Below are 20,566 nucleotides of genomic sequence, written 5' to 3' on the forward strand. Positions count from 1 at the left end.
CTATTTACGATAAATGTCATTTAGACCTTTACCGTTCAATATTAACGGAACTATCTTTTCTAATCGAGATAGTTTCGTTTTTTCTTGTTTGGCAGTTGCAATATAGTCGGCGTAATCTTTTTGTTTGGAATAGGTTAATTTTTTGAAAGCTACTTTTAAGTCTTCATTGTTGTCAAAGACAATAGATAAATGCTCAGGCATTACAATTTTGGTTTTTGGCTTTTTTGAAACCTTAAGTTGTAAGCCTTTTTTCTGGTTTTCCATGGCTTCTAAAATGTAGGCTGTAACAGTTTGCTCTTCTATGTCTGATGTTTCGTGAAACTTCCAATGTCGCATAGCTTTAGTTTTACCTTCTTGTGCATTTTCTAAAACTTTTTTAGGGTCGTTTAAAAATACGCCGTTGAAAAACCAAATTCCAAAATGGGACTTGAATTTACAAATGGCAATAATATTTTTATTGTCAACTGTATATGTAGGGAAACTCCATTTGTAGGTTTCTGTCATTCCACAAGCCAAAGCAAGTTTTCTCAAAGTTGCCACACCACTTTTGAATTGATGTTCTTCATTATAGAAATTGTCTAATTTTACTTGCTTTTCCATAGTATTATTGGTTTGCAGTAAGCTCACAAATTCGAACAATTACTTCTACGGCTTTTTGCATACTTTCTACCGGTACGTACTCATATTTTCCATGAAAGTTATGCCCGCCAGCAAAAATATTGGGGCAAGGCAAGCCCATATAGCTCAACTGAGAACCATCGGTGCCACCACGAATGGGTTTGATTATGGGTTCAATGCCAATATCTTCCATGGCTTTTTTTGCCGTTTCAACGATATGAAAAACAGGTTCTACCTTTTCCTTCATATTAAAATATTGATCGGTTAATTCTAGTTCAATGCAATTATCGTATTCATTATTGTATTTTTTAATAATGTCTTGTACCAATTCTTTACGTTCGTTGAAACGCTTTAAATCGTGATCTCTAATTATAAGTTCTACGGTGGCATTTTCAATTTCCCCATTGATATGGTGTACATGAAAAAAACCATCTCTACCATCGGTTTCTTCCGGTATTTCATGTTTTGGAAATTCACTTACGATCTTATTGGCAATTAAAACGGCATTCACCATTTTGCCTTTTGCATACCCGGGGTGTACACTTCTACCTTTAACCGTAATTTTGGCTTCTGCAGCATTGAAATTTTCATATTCCAATTCACCGATTTGGCTACCATCCATAGTATAGGCCCATTCTGCATTAAATTTTTCGACATCAAATTTATGTGCACCCCTGCCAATTTCCTCATCTGGCGTAAATCCAATTCTTACAGGGCCATGTTTTATTTCCGGGTTATTGATTAAATACTCCATTGCAGTTACTATTTCTGTAATTCCCGCCTTGTCATCTGCACCTAAAAGGGTAGTGCCATCGGTAGTAATAATGGTCTGCCCAATGTATTGTAAAAGGTCATCAAAATACGATGAAGAAAGAATAATGTCTTTTTCTTTATTAAGCACTATATCCTTACCATCATAATTTTCAATAATCTGTGGTTTTACGTTTGTGCCTGAGAAATCTGGTGATGTATCAAAGTGCGAAATAAACCCAATGGTAGGTACATCGTGAGTTACATTTGAAGGCAAAGTTGCCATAATGTATGCATTGTTATCGATGGTAACATCGGTCATGCCAATAGCTTTTAACTCAGCTACTAATTTGTTGGCTAAATTCCATTGTTTTTCTGTACTGGGTGTAGTGTCGGAAGAGGCATCGCTTTGCGTGTCTATCGTAACATAGCTGATAAAACGGTCAATAATATGCTGCATCGTATTAGGCTTTTATCAAAAATAAGCTTATAAATTGTAAATTGGTAAACGTATGAATCTATTAGTGTAGCATGAAAAAATATAAATTTCTAATTTGGTCGGCATTTATTTTGGTGAGTGTTAGGGTTAATTCGCAGGCAGATTGTGTTTTAGGAGTAGGTATAACCAACGATTCTATTATTTCTGAAATATTTCAGTTAAATGAAATGCAAAAAGAAAAACTGACAAGTTTTAGTGCAGAGCTGAAATATAGAAATGATGTTTTGAATAATGAACTGCGAAATGTAAAAGAGAGGCATCCGCAGGGCAGTGAAACAGAACTACGACAGCTAGCGGAAAAATATAAAAACGTAATGGATAGTATGGGTAAGTTACAGACTATGATAGATAAACGAATGCTCACATTATTCAACCCTAAACAATATGAATTATATCAGTCTTTATGCAAAGAAGCTTATAGGTCTCCATATATTATTGTGCCAACTGTATATACAGATAGTATTGTTGACAAAAACTGATAACCTTATGCTTAACATTCTCATTTACAGTTTGTATTTTTGCAGCTTCTAAAATATATACATGTACAGGCTTATTATCAGACCTATTTTGTTTCTGTTAGACCCAGAAAAAGTTCATTACCTCAGTTTTTCAAGTATCAAGTTTTTTTCTAAAATAGGACTTTCAGGTCTTATTAAATCAATGTTTGCTGTAGAGGATAAACGATTGGAGCGTGAACTTTTTGGTTTAAAATTTAAGAATCCGGTTGGTTTGGCTGCTGGTTTTGATAAGAATGCCGTTTTATATAATGAGTTGTCCGATTTCGGGTTCGGTTTTGTAGAAATTGGAACGCTTACACCTAAACCCCAAGATGGTAATCCAAAGAAAAGACTTTTCCGTTTAAAGGAAGATAAGGCAATCATTAACCGAATGGGCTTCAATAATCACGGAGTTTTTGAGGCGGTAGAAAATTTAAAAAAGAACCATAAAGTTTTGATCGGCGGCAACATTGGTAAGAACAAAGTAACTCCGAATAATGAAGCTATTAAAGACTATCTTATTTGTTTTGATGCCTTGTTTGATCATGTCGATTATTTTGTGGTAAATGTAAGTTCGCCCAATACACCAGGTTTGCGAGAATTACAAGATAAAGAGCCTTTAACGGCATTACTAAATGAGCTACAATTGGAAAATGCGAAACACAGCCAACGTAAAGATACTGTTCGTAAGCCAATTTTATTAAAAATAGCACCAGACCTAACCGAAAGTCAATTGCTAGATATCATTGATATTGTTAGCGATACTTCAATTGATGGTGTAATTGCAACCAACACTACTATATCTAGGGATAATTTAAAGTCTCATGCCTTAATAACCGAAGAAGCAGGAGGTTTAAGTGGTGCTCCTTTAAAAGATAGAAGTACAGAAGTTATTCGCTTTCTAGCGGAAAAAAGTAACAAGGCATTTCCTATTATAGGAGTTGGTGGTATACATTCTACGGAAGATGCATTGGAAAAATTAGAAGCTGGGGCAGACTTAATTCAATTATGGACAGGTTTTGTATATGAGGGCCCTGTCTTGGTAAAAGAAATAAATAAAGCCCTTTTAGAAAAAGCGGGCAGTGCTTAAAATAAATAGTAAAAAACAAAAGCCCTTGTATCGAGATACAAGGGCTTTTGTTTTGGGAATCCGATTTTTATTCTTGGGTCCAATAATCTACCACAAAAACATCTTCTAAATACGGCGTCAATACGGCTCCAAAGGCTTTATGGTCTGGGTGCGGTAAATAAATGGCACGATCTTCTTCGCTCTTAAAAGTTAAAAAGAAAGCGTGTGTGAAACCTTTATTTAATCCTTCAGGGCTATTGTTCAACCCCCATTCGTACCCTTTAATCTGCTCAATTTTTGAGGGTAATGCGCTAAAGGCATCTTCTACCTTTTTTATTTGTTCTGGGGTTGTACCCTCTTTAAATTTAAAAAAAACGGTATGCCTTAATAGACTATCTGTTTTAATCATTTTTGTCGCGGTTAAGTGTTCGTTGGTGCTAGCAAATGCATTTGACGTGATCGCAATACTAAGGAGAAATAGGAGTACTTTAATTTTCATAACGTTGTTAATTTTAAACAAGATATCAAAAATAGGTGTAAATCATGCTATTTCGTATTTTTCGAGCTGAACTAAGATTTACACAAGTGAATTACGAAATTCTTATAGCCTTTACAATGGCGACCTTTCTTTTGGCTCTTTCTCCAGGTCCAGATAATATATTTGTACTTATACAGAGTATCAGTAATGGTAAAAAATCTGGATTGGCCGTAGTTGCCGGACTCATGAGTGGTTGTTTGGTGCATACATCCTTATTGGCTTTTGGGGTTTCTGCAGTTATCAAAAATAATCCCACCATATTTACATGTATTAAAGTATTCGGTGCCGCTTATTTAATTTACTTGGCCGTCATGGTTTATAAAGGGGGAGATGCTATCTCTATTAAGGGAGAAGGATATAAAAAAAGTATGGGTTCTTTATATAGGCAAGGTTTTATAATGAATGTGTTAAACCCGAAAGTGACGATTTTCTTTTTAGCTTTCTTTCCTGGATTTCTTTTTTCTGAAAGTCTTAGTAGTGTAGTACAATTTTATATACTAGGCTTTCTTTTTATTTTGGTTTCCTCTATGGTGTTTGGCGCAATAGCAATATTGGCAGGGCAAATAACCAGTTTTTTGACAAATAATAAACGAACTGGCTTTGTATTAAAGTGGATCCAGATAGTAGTGTTTGTAGGTATTGCGATTTATTTAGTTTTAGGTTAGTTTTATTAAAATATTAGTAGCATTTACTTGTTTAGAGTTCGTATTTTTACATAATGTTTAATTCAGAGGTTAAAATAGTTGAGTGTCCAAGAGATGCCATGCAAGGCATTAAGCATTTTATACCTACCAATGAAAAGGTAAGGTATCTACAATCTTTGTTAGGCTGTGGTTTTGATACCCTAGATTTTGGAAGCTTCGTATCACCAAAGGCAATACCTCAAATGGTAGATACTGCTGAGGTATTATCTAAATTAGACCTGTCAAAAACCAGCTCTAAATTACTATCTATTGTTGCCAATGTTCGTGGTGCACAAGATGCAGCTAGTCACCCTGAAGTTGATTATTTAGGGTTTCCATTTTCCATTTCCGAGAATTTTCAAATGCGAAATACCCATAAGACCATTGCTCAATCGGTTGAAACCCTTCAAGAAATTTTCAATATTGCCGATGCCGCGAACAAAGAGGTGGTAACCTACATTTCTATGGGTTTTGGTAACCCTTATGGTGATCCTTGGAATGTTGAAATTGTTGGTGAATGGACTGAAAGGCTGGCGAAAATGGGAGCCAAAATATTATCGTTGTCAGATACCGTGGGGTCATCTGATCCAGAAACTATTTCTTATTTATTTTCCAATCTAATCCCTAAGTATCCAACTATTGAATTCGGTGCGCACTTGCATACTACGCCTACCAAATGGCATGAGAAAGTGGCTGCTGCATACGAATCTGGGTGTAGACGTTTTGATGGTGCTATACAGGGTTTCGGTGGTTGCCCAATGGCTAAAGACGATCTAACCGGTAACATGCCTACCGAAAAAATGCTATCATACTTTACTTCTCAAAAAATTAGTTCCGGCGTAAACGCCATGACCTTTGAAGCAGCTTATAATAAAGCTACAGAGCTGTTCACTCAATATCACTAATCCTCTGTTGTATTCCTCTTAATCATATTATTATTTTGTTAAGTTTATTTAGATTTAATCTACTTAACGTTGTGAAAAGTTAAAAAATGTTATAGTTTTGACCACTATTTAAAATAAGTCTTAATTAAAAAAGAAAATGAAAAAGAACCTATTCGTATTATCTTCTATTGCCAGTTTACTAATTATTTCATGTAGTGATGATGATAGTTTAGAACTGACTACATGTGATGATGGTGATTGTGATCCTGTTGAAACAACAATTGATAATCCAGATTCATATGTATTTACTAGAGATAATGAAAGCACCGTTAGCTTTGACGGCCAGACTACAAGATTAAAAATGGGTGCCGAAATTTTAAGCGCATTCACAGATGTAACATCAACATCAGATCAAATTTTAAGTATGTATGCTCATGAAGAAGGAGCCAATGATTTTGAAGAAACAGAGTTAAATGCGTCTGATAAAAGTGTAAAAAGTAAAACAGCTGCATCGGCAGATTTCTTTTCTACCAATGCAACCGACCAAACATTGATCAGAGCAGATTTTGATGGTTTTATCACGGCACAAGTAAATGAGGTGTTCCCAAATTGGGAAGTTGCCGCATCTGCAGGTGTAGCGGGTCAAATTGCCGATGGTAGTTCAACGAGATATGTAAATGCACAAGGTTTGGAGTACAACCAAGCTTTTAACAAAGGTTTAATTGGGGCGCTTACTCTTGATCAAATAATCAACAATTATTTAAGTACTGCGGTTTTAGATGAAGGTGATAATAGGGCAGATAATGATGCTAATGTTGTAGCGGAAGGTGAAATCTACACAAATATGGAGCATAAGTGGGATGAAGCTTATGGATATGTTTATGGTTTAAATGCAGATGCTGCAAACCCAAATGATGATTTAGGTGCAGATAGCTTTTTGAATAAATATGTTGGTAGAGTAGAAAGGGATGATGATTTTGCCGGTATTGCCGATGAAATTTTTCAAGCCTTTAAATTGGGGAGAGCTGCGATTGTAGCGAAGCAATATGATGTTAGAGATGCGCAGGCAGAAATTATTAAAGAGAAACTATCTGAAGTTATAGGCATTAGAGCGGTATATTATTTGCAACAAGGAAAGAATAGTTTGAATCAAGAAACTCCAGATTTTGGTGGTGCTTTTCACGATTTATCCGAAGGTTACGGTTTTGTTTACAGTTTACAGTTTACAAGAAAAACCAATTCCACAGAACCTTACTTTACCAAAGAAGAAGTTGATGCTTTCTTGGCAGATTTAATGGATGACGGAGAAAACGGACTTTGGGATGTTGAAGCGGCTACATTAGATGCTATTTCTGCTGACATCGCGGCTAGGTTTAGTTTTACTTTAGAGCAAGCTGCCGAATAAATTGGCTGAAAGTCAGGAAAAAAGCAATTCTATCGAATAAGATTGAATTGCTTTTTTTATTTTTGCATTTAATTAGAATAAATAAAAATAATAGATGAAAAAGATTATTGGGATTTTGTGTGTTTTGGCCTTGGTTTGGGCTTGTTCCAATGATAGTGAAACTGATGAAGGCGTAATCGTTGACCCAGTAGATGAGGTTTCTTTTGAACGTAGCGCTATGTTGATCAACTGGGCGGATAATATTATTATTCCCTCATATGAAGCATTTACAGGTGACTTAGAAACTTTGTTGAATTCTTTTGATACGTTTAAGGCAGAGGTTAACGAAAGTAATTTGATAGCCTTGCGGGCATCATGGTTGAACGCCTATAAAACTTGGCAACATGTTGAAATGTTTGAAATTGGTCCTGCGGAATCGGTAGGTTTTCAGTTGAACATGAATATATATCCAACGGATAATGAGAAAATCGATGGGTTTATAGTGGATGGAAGTTATGACTTATCCTTATCCTCTAACAGAAGCGCTAAAGGTTTTCCTGCGTTAGATTATCTGTTAAACGGTTTGGGCGAGAACGATGCTGAAATTTTAGGCTTCTACAACGGTGAAAACAAAGAAGCTTATCTAAAATATACAGAAGATGTTTTGTTAGACATGCAGGCTTTGACGGAAACTGTAGTGTCTGATTGGACAAATGGTTACAGAGATACTTTTGTAGCCAATGATGGGGTCTCGTCTACGGCATCTGTAGATCGTATGGTAAACGATTATATTTTCTATTATGAGAAATATTTACGAGCAGGTAAAATGGGAATTCCTTTAGGCGTTTTCTCCGGAAGTACTTTGCCAAGAAATGTTGAAGCGTATTTTGACGGAAGTATATCCAATGATTTATTTCTAGAAGGTTTAGCTGCTGTTCAAGACTTTTTTAATGGAAAACACTATAACTCTAGTACACAGGGAGAAAGTTTGGCGTCTTATTTAGACGCATTGAATACAGTTAAAAATGAAGAAGATTTATCTACCTTGATCAACGATCAAATGAATACGGCAAAAAGTATGGTGGTTGATCTTTCTGCATTTAGAGCAGAGATTGAAGATAATAACCCACCTACCAATATGCTTTTAGCTTATGATGAGGTACAAAAAGCAGTACCTATGCTTAAGGTAGATATGGTTTCGGCAATGAGTATTAGTATTGATTTTGTTGATGCCGATGGTGATTAATGGAATCGGTAATAAATAAATATTTTAAAGCTCCAACAGAGACCGCCCCTTTGGCGGTCTTTCGTATTTTATTTGGTCTAATGATGTTTTTTAGCATTGTTCGATTTTGGAGCTATGGTTGGATCGATAAACTTTATATACAGCCAAAATTCTTTTTTTCATACTATGGGTTCGAGTGGGTAAAGCCATTGGGAGTATATACTTATCTCATCTTTATAATTTGTGGTTTTGCTTCACTACTGGTGGCTCTGGGCTATCGGTACAAATTAAGTATTGTTATATTCTTTTTGAGCTTTACGTATATAGAACTAATGGATAAGACTACATACTTAAACCATTATTACTTTATAAGCTTACTTAGTTTTTTAATGATCTTTTTGCCGGCAAATGCATCGTATTCCTTAGACGCCTATCTCAATCCCAAAAAAAGTTTTGAATATGTACCAAGCTGGACAGTCAATAGCATTAAGCTAATTTTAAGCATCGTATATTTTTACGCAGGACTGGCGAAATTAAATTCAGATTGGTTGCTAAAGGCCATGCCTTTGAAAATTTGGCTGCCGTCAAAATTCGATACTCCGTTTATAGGTGGTTTACTTGGCGAAGAATGGTTGCAATATTTGTTTAGTTGGTCTGGCGCTATTTATGATCTTACCATTCCCTTTTTATTGCTATACAAAAAAACAAGACCGTATGCATTTGTAATGGTGGTAGTTTTTCATGTATTGACCAGGGTTCTTTTTCCTATAGGTATGTTCCCGTATGTGATGATTGTTTCTGCTCTCATATTTTTTGACGCAAGCTTTCACGAAAAAATCTTTAAATACATTTCTAAAGTATTTAAAATAGATAATTCTAGATTTTATAATCAAGCTGTTTTCGAAGAACGGCCTTCATTTAAGGTTAGTTTTAAACATATTGTCATTACCCTATTTTTTTGCTTGCAACTAACCATACCATTTAGGTACTTATTGTATCCTGGTGAGTTATTCTGGACGGAAGAAGGATACCGATTTTCTTGGCGGGTTATGCTCATAGAAAAATCTGGCTACGCACAGTTTAAAATAGTAGATGGAGAATCTGGCAGATGGTTTTATGTGGATAATACAGATTTTATCACTCCGTTTCAAGAAAAACAAATGGCATTTCAGCCAGATTTTATTTTAGAATATGCTCATTTTTTAAAAAATCATTTTGAAAAAGATGGTCATAAAAATGTGCAGGTATTCGTAGATTGCCAAGTTAGTTTAAATGGTAGGTTAAGTACAACATATATAGACCCTACTATTGATTTAGCGAAACAAAAAGAGTCTTTTTTACATAAGAATTGGATAACACCATTTAAAGATGAAATTAAAGGAATTTAGTTATTTACTTTTAGTATTAGTATCATTTCCATTATTTGGACAACTTCAAATTTCTGGTCAAGTAACCGATGAACAGGGAAATCCTATTCCGAATGCTGAACTATACATTAAAGAATTAGAACGCTTAGAAACTACAGATTCTGAAGGCACTTTCTTAGTGGAGAACATCGTATTGGGCACCTATACAATTGTAGTTTTTGCTTACGAATTTGAAATTCTAGAACAGGATGTTGTCATTAACGGTAACACAACTTTTAATGTGCAGTTACAGCGTTTAAAGGTAAATGCGCTTTCAGAGGTGGTTTTGACACAGAAACGTGAAGAGGTTTTTGCTTTAAAGCAATTGAAAAAAGTAGAAGGTACAGCCATCTATGCCGGTAAAAAAAGTGAGGTAGTTTTACTTGAAAGTATTACCGGAAATCTAGCTGCTAACAACCCAAGACAGATATATAGCCAAGTAGTAGGACTCAATATTTATGATAACGGCGATGCAGGGTTACAATTAAATATTGGTGGTAGAGGATTAGATCCCAATAGAACGGCAAATTTCAACACCAGACAGAATGGTTATGATATTAGCGCAGATGTTTTGGGCTACCCAGAAAGTTATTACACTCCGCCTGCCGAAGCTTTGGAAGAAATTCAAGTAGTTAGGGGCGCGGCATCATTACAATATGGAACACAATTTGGCGGATTGGTGAATTTTAAATTCAAACAGCCCAACCCTAACAAGAAGATTGAATGGGTTAGCAGGCAGACAGTGGGGTCTTATGATTTAAAAACCTCATTTAATAGCCTTAGTGGTACGGTAGGTAAAATAAGTTATTATACATATTTTAATTATAAAGAGGGTAGTGGTTTTAGACCAAATTCTAATTACAATAGTAGAAATTATTTTGCGCACATAGGGTATCAAGTTTCTGATAAAACGAAACTTACGCTAGAGACTACATTTCTTAATTATTTGGCGCAACAGCCAGGTGGTCTTACAGATGCCCAATTTATTGAAGACCCTACTTTTAGTAATAGGGAGCGTAATTGGTTTGATGTGGATTGGAAATTATTTTCATTGCGTTTGGATCATAAATTTTCTACAAAAACCGATTTGAGTTTAAATATTTTTGGTTTAGATGCTTCAAGAAGTGCTCTTGGTTTTCGTACCAATAGGGTATCGCAACCAGATGACCTTGAAGAACCAAGAGAATTGTTGATAGATAATTTTCAAAACTGGGGTGCAGAAGCTAGATTGCTTACTAGGTATAAATTGGGTAATACGGAATCGGCTCTTTTATTAGGTTCTAAAATTTATAGAACCGATAATAATCAAAGACAAGGTCCTGGTACAACGGCTTCTAATGCAGACTTTAATTTTGCAGATGATGAATTTCCAAATTATGAAAGACAATCTCAATTTAATTTCCCTAATTCCAATTTAGCATTCTTTGGTGAGAATATTTTCAATATAACTTCAAAACTTACCCTAACACCTGGTTTTAGATTAGAGCATATTAAAACAGAAAGTATTGGAAGTTATAAGAATATTGTACTTGATCTGGCAGGTAATCCACTTTTAAATGAAGAGGTGGAAGATAATAGGGAGTTCGATAGAACTTTTTTGTTATTAGGGGTTGGGGCTACATATAAGTTAAATTCCTGTATTGAGTTTTACGGTAATTTTTCTCAGAATTATAGGTCGGTTACTTTTAGTGATATACGAGTGGTGAACCCTTCTTATCAAGTGGATGAAAATATATCTGATGAAGATGGTTTTACGGCAGATATTGGATTTCGAGGTAGATATAACAACGTATTGTCTTACGATGTTAGTGCCTTTAGCTTGTTGTATGATAATAGATTAGGTGAAATTTTAAAAAGTGAAACACAGACCAATGCTTTAGGTGAAGAAGTGGAAACAGGAAGTATAGTGCGTTTTAGGGGTAATATAGGTACTGCTTTTATGTATGGTATTGAAAGTTTTGCTAATTGGAGTATCAAAGAAACTTTCCTTTCTGCTAGTGATAAACTGAAACTGAATTATTTTGTGAACTTGGCGGTGACCAATTCTGAATATTTATCTTCAGAAGAAACCAATGTAGAAGGTAATAAGGTGGAATTTATACCAGATGTAAATTTAAAAACCGGACTCAATTTTGGCTATGGTAATGTATTGGGCAGTTTGCAGTATACCTATTTATCCAGTCAATTTACAGATGCTACCAATGCACCACAAGATGTTAATGATAATCAACGTGGTATAGAGGGTGAGATACCTACGTATGATATTTTAGATTTCTCATTGTCTTATACTTATAGAAATTGGAAGTTGGAAACCGGTATCAATAATGTCATGGACAATAGCTACTTTACCAGAAGGGCAACAGGATATCCAGGACCAGGCATTATACCTTCAGAACCTAGAACTTATTATGCTACTCTGCAGTTTAAGCTGTAGCATATTCCAACAATTATGGGTTTTTGTCAAAATGTTTCAGAATATGAAAGCGCTTTAAATATGAAGTGATCGTTAAGGTATCGTGTAAAATAGATTTACCAACTTTATTCACTATATTTGCACGCAATTAAATCCTTAATTGCTATGCAAGCCCACCAAAACAAAATTCTAGGAGAAGGTCTAACTTACGATGACGTATTATTAGTACCTGCTTATTCTGAAGTGCTACCAAGAGAAGTAAGTATTCAGACAAAATTCACAAAAAATATTACGATAAATGTGCCGATTATATCCGCTGCGATGGATACGGTTACCGAGTCTAGAATGGCAATTGCCATGGCTCAAGAAGGTGGTATTGGTGTTCTGCACAAAAACATGACCATTGAGCAGCAAGCAATGAAGGTTAGAAAAGTGAAGAGAGCTGAGAGCGGAATGATCTTAGATCCCGTTACGCTACCTTTAAATTCTCAGGTAAAAGATGCTAAGGCTAGTATGAAGGAGTTTAGCATTGGTGGTATACCAATAGTTGATGCCGAAGGAAAGCTTTTAGGTATTGTTACCAATAGGGATTTACGTTTCGAAAAAAATAATGAAAGACCAATTGCTGAGGTGATGACTTCTGAAAATTTGGTCACTGCAGATGAAGGTACTTCACTATCTGAAGCGGAAGATATCTTACAACAGCATAAAATTGAGAAGTTGCCAGTGGTATCTAAAGATAACACCCTGTTGGGTTTAATTACATTTAGAGATATTACAAAGTTGACACAGAAACCAATTGCCAATAAAGACCAATATGGTCGTTTGCGCGTTGCTGCTGCACTAGGTGTTACCGGCGATGCAGTTGATAGGGCAGAAGCTTTGGTAAATGCAGGTGTAGATGCGGTAATTATAGATACGGCACATGGTCATACCAAAGGTGTTGTTGCTGTTTTAAAAGCGGTAAAACAAAAATTTCCAGAGTTGGATGTTATTGTTGGTAACATTGCAACTGGCGAGGCGGCCAAGTACTTGGTTGAAGCTGGTGCAGATGCTGTTAAGGTAGGTATTGGTCCGGGTTCCATATGTACAACAAGGGTTGTTGCAGGTGTTGGTTTTCCTCAGTTTTCTGCAGTTCTAGAGGTTTCTGCCGCTATAAAAGGTTCGGGTGTTCCGGTAATTGCAGATGGTGGTATTCGTTATACAGGTGATATTCCAAAGGCTATTGCAGCCGGAGCGGATACGGTGATGTTGGGGTCACTTTTAGCAGGTACTAAAGAATCTCCAGGAGAAACGATTATCTATGAAGGTAGAAAGTTTAAATCTTACCGCGGTATGGGGTCTGTAGAGGCAATGAAGCAAGGTAGTAAGGATCGTTACTTTCAAGATGTTGAAGATGACATCAAGAAATTAGTACCTGAAGGTATTGTAGGTCGTGTGCCTTATAAAGGTGAATTATACGAAAGCATTCACCAGTTTGTTGGTGGTTTACGTGCAGGTATGGGGTATTGTGGTGCTAAAGACATTGCTACGCTGCAAGAAAACGGTAGATTCGTGAAGATAACATCTAGTGGAATCAATGAAAGCCACCCTCATGATGTTACTATTACAAAAGAGAGTCCTAATTATAGTAGATAGTCATTTCTTTTAAATATGAATAAAAAGAGGTCATTTAGACCTCTTTTTTTATGCTTAGATATTTTTATAGCGAGTTTTCTAATTTTTTTCCAGAAGTTGAACTCTTCTTAAATCATCTGAGGCTTGTAGTACTTTAGATTTTAATGAAGGTTTTAAATCAGGATTTTCAACCAAGAAATTCTGTAAAATGTCATTTGCTTCTGATGAAGTATAATTGCCAACGGTACTGCTTAACCACCGTTTTGGGAAGAAAATATCTCCCGTTTGTTGTATTTCATCCAATAAGTCAAGGCTGGACCTTAAATAATCTATGGATTCATTTTGGTGTAACGGGTGGTTTAAGTTGTTCAAGGCAGCTGTAACCCATGATTCTTTTGCTCTGTTTTTTTCTTGTTGAAGCGATTCAAAAAATTCCTTTTTGGTTTCAGGATCATTTGAGAGAGAAGGGAGTAAAAACTTAAATCTATCAAGTTTGTCGTTGTTGGTAATTGCCTGTTCTGCTGTTTTAAGAATTTGCTCACTTTCTGAGTGATTGTACAACGCTAAATCCATTGCTAATTCTGTATAATTATCAGCGTTGAGCTTTAGATTTTTGATGGCTAATTCTTTGTTCCAAATTTTAAATAAATTTTCTAAGGACTCATCGGTATAACCTAAAGATACATAGGTTGAGTACAGGGTCTTTTTAATGCTAGTAGGTAATTCTTTATGTAATCTAGTCCATATATGACCCGTAATTCTCTCTTGATAAAAAATGCGTTGTTCTTCTGTAAGATACTTCCAGAATACAGATGTGGTATATCTAGATATGAGATTAATTAGTAACTCATTTTTTTCGGTGTTCAATCCTTCAATAAACAATTTGGCTGCAGCGGTAGGGGTAATGGTACCGTTGAGCATATTTTCGTAAGCATTAATATATGCGTAACCACGGGCAACTTGGTCTTCTAATTTAGGTATGATTTCAATGTCTTTCACTTTCAGCGGAAAAACACCATAACCTTCGGCATTTGAGTTGTAGATAATCGAAATTGGCTTTGCCAAACCTATAGCTTCCTTTATATGAAAAGTTGCATCGGTCATTTGTACGGTAAATGTTTTAGAGCTATCAGGATATATAAAGGATACATCAAAAGTTTGTGACCATACATGTTCAGAATTGTCTTCTGCAGTCTGAGTCAGTTTGAACGAATTTATCTTTTCATTGTTATCGTAAGTAATCTCATCTTTAAAAATTGGTCTACTTGAATTATTCACCCAAATATTACTCCAGGCTACCATATCTGTTGACGATTTTTTATTAAGAATTTCAATTAGGTCGCCCCACTCGGCATTTTTAAAGGCAAAGGTTTCTATATACTCCTGTATACCTTCTTTAAAAGCATTTTTGCCTAAAACGGCTTCTAATTGGCGCATCATTATTGGTGCTTTATTATAGATGATACTTCCATAAAGAGAGCCAGCATTGTTCAAGTTTTCTAATTTTTGCCGAATAGGGTTAGTACCTAAAGTTCTGTCTTCACCATATGCATTTGGGTAATGGGTAATCATAAAAGCCGATTGATGGTCTATATTCGGGAAAGCGGGATTCATAATTTTATCAGCCATAAAATTTGCAAATACCTCTTTCATCCATACATCATCAAACCAGTTCATGGTAACCAGATCTCCAAACCACATATGAGATGTCTCATGAGCTATTAATTTTGCTCGGCCAAGTATTTTATTGGCTGTGGCACTTTCATCTAAGAACAACGAACTTTCCCTGTACTGTATAGCACCAACATGTTCCATTCCACCATATTGAAATCCGGGTATGGCGGCATAATCCATCTTTTGAAAAGGAAATGGGTGTGAGGTGTATTTTTCTAAAAATGATAATGACTGTTGATGTAGGTCAAAAATAGAGTCCAGACTGTAATTAATTTTAGTAGTATCGGTTTCTCTATACAACATGCTCATTTCCATATTGCCCGGTTTTTGACTCGCCGATTTAAATTTACCTGCTACGAACGAGAATAAATATGTGCTCATTTTATCTGAAGCATTAAAGGTATGCTCAATAAAATCGCCTTTTTGATTACGGCTAATTTCTTCTGTACCACATAACACCTTCCAATCTTTCGGAGCGGTAATATGTAGGGTGTATCTACCTTTTATATTAGGTTGGTCAAAACATGGAAATAATGTTCTAGCGCGGTCCGGCACAAGAAGCGTATATAAATAATCCTCGTTTCTGTTCAAAGAAAGTTCACCTGCTATAAAGCCTATGGTAACAGTATTTTTGCCAAGTGTTAAATGCTCTTTTGGTAGTATAATGTGCTCTTGCTCATGAAGAATGGTTGCACTACCACCATTAATGGAGACTGATTTAATTTTAGAAGTTTCCTCTTTAAAATCTAAGTAAACAGGCTCTTGAAGTTGTGCTAAGTCGAAATCTAAGACGAGTTGAGAGAGAATAGGGTCTTGTTGGTTAAGGGGGATGTCAAAACTTAAGTTGTAATGAACATTAGTAACTTGCGATGCCCTGTACATAGCCATCTTCTCTGGAACTCCCGCATCTGGAGTCTTTGAAACGTGATGCTCAGTAGTGCATGAACAGATTAATGTGGCTAAAAAGCAAAAATAAATTAAAGTCCTCATGTAATAGCGTTATTGTTATTGTGAAGTTACTTGAATGGAAAATGCTTTCCAATTTTTGAACAACGTATAACGCTATTTGAGATTTGTATTATGAATTAAAATACATGCAATTTGGGCTTGCTGAATATTATTAGACCAAAGTGCAGGAAATTATTTTCCGGCTTCACCGGCATAAGCTTTCCAGTCTTTTTCTTTATAGATATCATCACCAAAGTAACGTGCTATTTCCATAAAAGGATCTGGTTTTTGATATCCAGGAACCGGTGAAAGCATATTTAATTCTTCGTCTAAGAAAATAGTTGTTGGGTAACTAAGGCGACCTTGCATCAAAGCAGCGGCAAACTCATGATATCCTTTTCTGCCAGATGGAACAAATTTGTATGTTTTTCCTTTATACTCAATGGGTTCTTTTCCTTCTCCATCAAACTTTACCATGTAGTAGTTTTCAGCCATATAAGCGGCTACTTCTGGATTTTGAAAGGTGTCTTTGTCCATTTTCTTGCACCATCCGCACCAATCAGTATATACATCAATGAATACTTTCTTAGGGTTTTCTTCAGTTGCGGTTAATTGTGCAGCTTCATCCCAAGTAATCCATTTAACCTCTTGCGCACTACTTAAGGTGGTAACAAAAAGTACCGCTATGAATAAAATCGATTTGGTGAAAAATAAAGAATACGCTTTCATGAGTTTTTTATGGATTAGTCCAACTATTATACCAAAACTAACGTATTTTTAATTGCTTTATTTCACTTTTGCCGTTTCTTTAACAGCGAACAAATCTTTAACATCTACTTGGTTGCGAATTAAATCGTCAAAAGTTTCTCTTTCACGTATAAGAATTGCTTTGCCGTTGTGCCATAGAACCTCTGGCGGTCTAAATCTTGAATTGTAGTTACTTGCCATGGTAAAGCAATATGCACCTGCATTTCTAAAGCACAGAATATCACCTTCTGTAATTTCGTTTATTCTCTTATTACTGGCAAATGTATCTGTCTCACAGATATAACCAACAACAGAGTAGTAACGCTCTCTACCACTTGGGTTAGAAATGTTTTTTATAGTGTGCGTAGCGCCATAAAGCATAGGTCTGATCAAATGATTAAACCCTGTGTTTATACTGGCAAATACAGTAGATGTTGTTTGTTTAACGACATTCACTTTTGTAAGGAATACACCAGCTTCACTAACTAAGAATTTACCAGGCTCAAAGGCAAGGGTTAAATCTTTACCGTATTCTTTACAGAATTCGTTGAAGCGTTTGCTTAATTTTTTACCAAGTTCTTCAACATTGGTCTCTATATCACCTTCTTTATAAGGTACTTTGAATCCGCTACCGAAATCAATGAAATCTAAATTTTTGAAATTACGTGCGGTTTCAAATAGAATTTCAGAAGCATATAAGAATACATCGATATCTAAAATATCGCTACCGGTATGCATATGTATACCGTTAATATTCATTTTCGTCAATTCAACGATACGAAGCAAGTGCGGAATTTGATGAATACTGATTCCGAATTTAGAATCTATATGTCCTACAGATATATTAGAATTACCACCTGCCATAACATGCGGATTAATTCTAATACAAACAGGGATGTTTGGATGCTTACTACCAAATTGCTCTAATATAGACAGGTTGTCAATATTTATTCTAACGCCTAATTTGGCGGCTTCCTCAATCTCTTCTAAAGAAACTCCGTTTGGGGTAAATATGATACTTTCCGGTTTAAAACCAGCCAACAGACCTAATTGTACCTCTTGTATAGATACAGTGTCCAAGCCACTGCCAAGACTGTTCATTAATCTAAGAACAGTAATATTAGAAAGTGCTTTGGCTGCGTAATTAAGTTTCAATTTCTTTACTGAACCAAAAGCATTGGTCAATCTATTAAACTGTGAAACTATTTTTTCCGAGTCATAAACATACACCGGATCACCGTAGGTTTTTGCAATCTGCAATAAATCCTCATTTCTCATATGAACAATTTTTATGCGAATTTACTTTTCTAAATGTATAAGTACAAAAAATAATAACAAAAGTTATGAAAAATAACAAATTGTGATATTTGAAACATTATTATCGAATCGTATTTTTTGGCACAACGTTAATACCTTTGTACTTTTAGTCATATGAAACTACCATTATTACCATTACAGTCAATATTTTTTCCGGGTGAAACCGTGCCACTACATATCTTTGAAGAGCGTTATAAGCAATTGATAAATGATTGCAGAAACGAGGCTATTACATTTGGCATACCTGTGTTCATAAACAATAAAATGGAGTATGGTGTAGAAGTTCAGTTGGTAGAAGTGGTAACTACTTATGAAACCGGAGAAATGGATGTAGTATGCGTGGCACGGCAAGTTTTTAAACTACTGGCATTTGATAATATTATGGAAAACAAATTGTATGCCGGCGGTATTGTAAAGTTGATGGAATACGATTATGAAGCATCCGAAGAAAAAAAGCAAACGATTATAAATGGTATAGAACAGTTATACGCTATAATGGAGGTGCCATATACCAAATTGAACGTAAAAGAGTTCAATAGTTTTACTTTGGCCCATAAAATCGGACTATCGTTTGAGCAAGAGTACCAACTATTACAGATACCTACAGAAAATGATCGATTAAATTTTATAGGGTTACATTTAACTTCTACAATTACGGTTTTATCTGAAGTAGAACGTACCAAAAAGATTATTGAGCTTAATGGACACTTTAAAAATTTCGACCCTTTAGATTTTAAGGATATTGAAATTTAAAATGATGAACGAAAGAAAAATTCAATTCATTTTTAAGTGTTTTGTGTTTTTATAAGGTTAATTATAATAGTTATCCTAATTAATCCTCAGTATTTTTAGATTATTACTTCCTGTTTCCTATTTTTGCTTAACAATTAAAATTCACCGAATATATGAACCTTCACGAATATCAAGGAAAAGAGATATTAGCAAGTTTTGGGGTGCGCATCCAAAGAGGAATAGTTGCCCAAAATGCAAAAGAGGCTGTTGAGGCTGCAAAGCAATTAACTGCTGAAACCGGAACTGGATGGCACGTTATTAAAGCACAAGTACACGCAGGTGGTCGTGGTAAAGGTGGTGGTGTAAAATTAGCCAAGAACCTTAAAGAGGTAGAAGAAATAGCAAACCAAATTATTGGTATGAACTTGATTACACCGCAAACTTCTGCGGAAGGTAAAAAAGTACACCAAGTATTGGTTGCTGAAGATGTTTACTACCCAGGCGAAAGTGAAACTAGTGAGTTTTACATGTCCGTTCTATTAAATAGAGCTACAGGTAAGAATATGATTATGTACTCCACAGAAGGAGGTATGGATATTGAAGAGGTTGCAGAAAGTACACCACATTTAATATTTACGGAAGAAATTGATCCAGCAACAGGACTTCTAGGTTTTCAGGCAAGAAAAATTGCTTTTAACCTTGGTCTATCTGGTACTGCATTCAAAGAAATGACAAAATTTGTTGCTTCTTTATATAAAGCATACGTTGAAAGTGATTCAAGTATGTTCGAAATTAACCCTGTGTTAAAAACGTCTGATGATTTAATCATGGCTGTTGATGCTAAGGTTTCTATTGATGATAATGCATTATACCGTAGAAAGCAGTATGCTGAAATGCGCGACCTTAGAGAAGAGAACGCTATTGAAGTTGAGGCGAGAGAAGTTGGTCTTAACTATGTAGATCTTGATGGCAATGTTGGTTGTATGGTAAACGGTGCAGGTCTTGCAATGGCAACTATGGATTTGATTAAGATGGCAGGTGGTGAGCCAGCTAACTTCTTAGATGTTGGTGGAACCGCAGATGCAAAAAGAGTAGAAGAGGCTTTTAGAATTATTCTTAAAGACCCTAATGTGAAAGCAATTCTTATTAACATATTCGGTGGTATCGTTCGTTGTGATCGTGTTGCACAAGGTGTTGTAGATGCTTATAAGAATATGGGCGACGCTATGCAGGTGCCAATTATAGTTAGATTACAAGGTACTAATGCTGAAATGGCAAAAGAGATAATAGACAATTCTGGATTGGCAGTAGAATCTGCTGTACAGTTCCAAGAAGCTGCAGATAAGGTAAAAGCTGTATTGGCTTAAATCATCTTTATTATAAGTTTAAGGACCATTCCATTGGAATGGTCTTTTTTTATGCGTTATTTTCAGTTAAACGTTTTTGATAAAAATATACTAACAGCGCCATATAGATGAATATTTTATTAAATTAATATTAAATAGATGTTAAAATTATTATATTCCTAATTATTATGGTTAATTTTATTATATGTTTAATAAATC

Annotated in this window: 17 protein-coding genes; 11 read left to right on the forward strand and 6 right to left on the reverse strand. The window is 35.4% G+C overall.

Features of this window, described 5'->3' with window-relative positions:
- Together DCS95_RS10600 and pepT are read right to left on the reverse strand one after the other, a co-directional pair.
- Nucleotides 1-600 (reverse strand): YdeI/OmpD-associated family protein, encoded by a 600-nt coding sequence (locus DCS95_RS10600; RefSeq protein WP_116770742.1) that lies wholly within the window; start codon nucleotides 598-600, stop codon nucleotides 1-3.
- A gap of 4 nt (nucleotides 601-604) precedes the next feature.
- Nucleotides 605-1,828, reverse strand: a complete 1,224-nt coding sequence (pepT, locus tag DCS95_RS10605; RefSeq protein ID WP_116770743.1) for a peptidase T — start codon at nucleotides 1,826-1,828, stop codon at nucleotides 605-607.
- 71 nt (nucleotides 1,829-1,899) lie between these two features.
- Here pepT and DCS95_RS10610 point away from each other — a divergent pair, with 71 nt between their 5' ends.
- Both DCS95_RS10610 and DCS95_RS10615 read left to right on the forward strand, forming a co-directional pair.
- The gene (locus tag DCS95_RS10610) at nucleotides 1,900-2,346 is read left to right on the forward strand and encodes a hypothetical protein (RefSeq protein WP_116770744.1); all 447 of its coding nucleotides are present in this window, start codon (nucleotides 1,900-1,902) and stop codon (nucleotides 2,344-2,346) included.
- Between the two features lie 61 nt (nucleotides 2,347-2,407).
- Nucleotides 2,408-3,454: a quinone-dependent dihydroorotate dehydrogenase gene (locus DCS95_RS10615; RefSeq protein ID WP_116770745.1), complete on the forward strand. Its 1,047-nt coding sequence runs from the start codon at nucleotides 2,408-2,410 to the stop codon at nucleotides 3,452-3,454.
- 67 nt (nucleotides 3,455-3,521) lie between these two features.
- Here DCS95_RS10615 and DCS95_RS10620 read toward each other — a convergent pair whose 3' ends face one another.
- Nucleotides 3,522-3,932, reverse strand: coding sequence for a Dabb family protein (locus DCS95_RS10620; RefSeq protein WP_116770746.1), 411 nt, complete (start codon nucleotides 3,930-3,932; stop codon nucleotides 3,522-3,524).
- Between the two features lie 86 nt (nucleotides 3,933-4,018).
- Here DCS95_RS10620 and DCS95_RS10625 point away from each other — a divergent pair, with 86 nt between their 5' ends.
- From DCS95_RS10625 to guaB, 7 genes are all read left to right on the forward strand, one after another.
- Entirely contained in the window at nucleotides 4,019-4,636 is a 618-nt protein-coding gene (locus DCS95_RS10625) for a LysE family translocator (protein WP_116770944.1), read from the forward strand.
- Between the two features lie 53 nt (nucleotides 4,637-4,689).
- Nucleotides 4,690-5,559, forward strand: a complete 870-nt coding sequence (locus DCS95_RS10630; protein ID WP_116770747.1) for a hydroxymethylglutaryl-CoA lyase — start codon at nucleotides 4,690-4,692, stop codon at nucleotides 5,557-5,559.
- Nucleotides 5,560-5,695: 136 nt separating this feature from the next.
- Entirely contained in the window at nucleotides 5,696-6,943 is a 1,248-nt protein-coding gene (locus DCS95_RS10635) for a DUF4856 domain-containing protein (protein WP_116770748.1), read from the forward strand.
- A 94-nt stretch (nucleotides 6,944-7,037) separates the two neighbouring features.
- On the forward strand, nucleotides 7,038-8,168 hold the full coding sequence (locus DCS95_RS10640; RefSeq protein WP_116770749.1) for an imelysin family protein: 1,131 nt from the start codon (nucleotides 7,038-7,040) through the stop codon (nucleotides 8,166-8,168).
- A complete protein-coding gene (locus DCS95_RS10645) occupies nucleotides 8,168-9,535 on the forward strand; it encodes an HTTM domain-containing protein (protein WP_116770750.1) in 1,368 nt (455 codons plus the stop codon). Before DCS95_RS10640 ends, DCS95_RS10645 begins: the two co-directional genes overlap by 1 nt.
- Entirely contained in the window at nucleotides 9,516-11,987 is a 2,472-nt protein-coding gene (locus tag DCS95_RS10650) for a TonB-dependent receptor domain-containing protein (RefSeq protein WP_116770751.1), read from the forward strand. The genes DCS95_RS10645 and DCS95_RS10650 overlap by 20 nt, the downstream gene beginning before the upstream one ends.
- Nucleotides 11,988-12,131: 144 nt before the next feature.
- Entirely contained in the window at nucleotides 12,132-13,604 is a 1,473-nt protein-coding gene (guaB, locus tag DCS95_RS10655; protein WP_116770752.1) for an IMP dehydrogenase, read from the forward strand.
- Between the two features lie 78 nt (nucleotides 13,605-13,682).
- Here guaB and DCS95_RS10660 read toward each other — a convergent pair whose 3' ends face one another.
- The 3 genes from DCS95_RS10660 to lysA all read right to left on the reverse strand — a co-directional run bounded on the left by DCS95_RS10660 (nucleotide 13,683) and on the right by lysA (nucleotide 18,230).
- Nucleotides 13,683-16,247, reverse strand: a complete 2,565-nt coding sequence (locus DCS95_RS10660) for a M1 family metallopeptidase (RefSeq protein ID WP_116770753.1) — start codon at nucleotides 16,245-16,247, stop codon at nucleotides 13,683-13,685.
- 150 nt (nucleotides 16,248-16,397) lie between these two features.
- Nucleotides 16,398-16,934, reverse strand: coding sequence for a thioredoxin family protein (locus tag DCS95_RS10665; protein ID WP_116770754.1), 537 nt, complete (start codon nucleotides 16,932-16,934; stop codon nucleotides 16,398-16,400).
- Between the two features lie 57 nt (nucleotides 16,935-16,991).
- Complete coding sequence (gene lysA / locus DCS95_RS10670; RefSeq protein WP_116770755.1) at nucleotides 16,992-18,230, reverse strand: diaminopimelate decarboxylase; 1,239 nt, start codon at nucleotides 18,228-18,230, stop codon at nucleotides 16,992-16,994.
- Nucleotides 18,231-18,383: 153 nt separating this feature from the next.
- Between lysA and DCS95_RS10675 the strand changes: the two genes are divergently transcribed.
- Both DCS95_RS10675 and sucC read left to right on the forward strand, forming a co-directional pair.
- On the forward strand, nucleotides 18,384-19,022 hold the full coding sequence (locus DCS95_RS10675; RefSeq protein ID WP_116770756.1) for an LON peptidase substrate-binding domain-containing protein: 639 nt from the start codon (nucleotides 18,384-18,386) through the stop codon (nucleotides 19,020-19,022).
- Nucleotides 19,023-19,174: 152 nt separating this feature from the next.
- Nucleotides 19,175-20,368: an ADP-forming succinate--CoA ligase subunit beta gene (sucC, locus tag DCS95_RS10680; RefSeq protein ID WP_116770757.1), complete on the forward strand. Its 1,194-nt coding sequence runs from the start codon at nucleotides 19,175-19,177 to the stop codon at nucleotides 20,366-20,368.
- Nucleotides 20,369-20,566 lie beyond the last annotated feature (198 nt).

This window comes from Maribacter litoralis (assembly GCF_003075045.1).
Classification (GTDB): Bacteria; Bacteroidota; Bacteroidia; order Flavobacteriales; family Flavobacteriaceae; genus Maribacter; species Maribacter litoralis.

What these genes read in the sequence shown, in the direction of transcription:
- DCS95_RS10600 (WP_116770742.1), bottom strand. Translation starts at nt 600, where the DNA reads ATGGAAAAGCAAGTAAAATTAGACAATTTCTATAATGAAGAACATCAA.
- pepT (WP_116770743.1), bottom strand. Translation starts at nt 1,828, where the DNA reads ATGCAGCATATTATTGACCGTTTTATCAGCTATGTTACGATAGACACG.
- DCS95_RS10610 (WP_116770744.1), top strand. Translation starts at nt 1,900, where the DNA reads ATGAAAAAATATAAATTTCTAATTTGGTCGGCATTTATTTTGGTGAGT.
- DCS95_RS10615 (WP_116770745.1), top strand. Translation starts at nt 2,408, where the DNA reads ATGTACAGGCTTATTATCAGACCTATTTTGTTTCTGTTAGACCCAGAA.
- DCS95_RS10620 (WP_116770746.1), bottom strand. Translation starts at nt 3,932, where the DNA reads ATGAAAATTAAAGTACTCCTATTTCTCCTTAGTATTGCGATCACGTCA.
- DCS95_RS10630 (WP_116770747.1), top strand. Translation starts at nt 4,690, where the DNA reads ATGTTTAATTCAGAGGTTAAAATAGTTGAGTGTCCAAGAGATGCCATG.
- DCS95_RS10635 (WP_116770748.1), top strand. Translation starts at nt 5,696, where the DNA reads ATGAAAAAGAACCTATTCGTATTATCTTCTATTGCCAGTTTACTAATT.
- DCS95_RS10640 (WP_116770749.1), top strand. Translation starts at nt 7,038, where the DNA reads ATGAAAAAGATTATTGGGATTTTGTGTGTTTTGGCCTTGGTTTGGGCT.
- DCS95_RS10645 (WP_116770750.1), top strand. Translation starts at nt 8,168, where the DNA reads ATGGAATCGGTAATAAATAAATATTTTAAAGCTCCAACAGAGACCGCC.
- DCS95_RS10650 (WP_116770751.1), top strand. Translation starts at nt 9,516, where the DNA reads ATGAAATTAAAGGAATTTAGTTATTTACTTTTAGTATTAGTATCATTT.
- guaB (WP_116770752.1), top strand. Translation starts at nt 12,132, where the DNA reads ATGCAAGCCCACCAAAACAAAATTCTAGGAGAAGGTCTAACTTACGAT.
- DCS95_RS10660 (WP_116770753.1), bottom strand. Translation starts at nt 16,247, where the DNA reads ATGAGGACTTTAATTTATTTTTGCTTTTTAGCCACATTAATCTGTTCA.
- DCS95_RS10665 (WP_116770754.1), bottom strand. Translation starts at nt 16,934, where the DNA reads ATGAAAGCGTATTCTTTATTTTTCACCAAATCGATTTTATTCATAGCG.
- lysA (WP_116770755.1), bottom strand. Translation starts at nt 18,230, where the DNA reads ATGAGAAATGAGGATTTATTGCAGATTGCAAAAACCTACGGTGATCCG.
- DCS95_RS10675 (WP_116770756.1), top strand. Translation starts at nt 18,384, where the DNA reads ATGAAACTACCATTATTACCATTACAGTCAATATTTTTTCCGGGTGAA.
- sucC (WP_116770757.1), top strand. Translation starts at nt 19,175, where the DNA reads ATGAACCTTCACGAATATCAAGGAAAAGAGATATTAGCAAGTTTTGGG.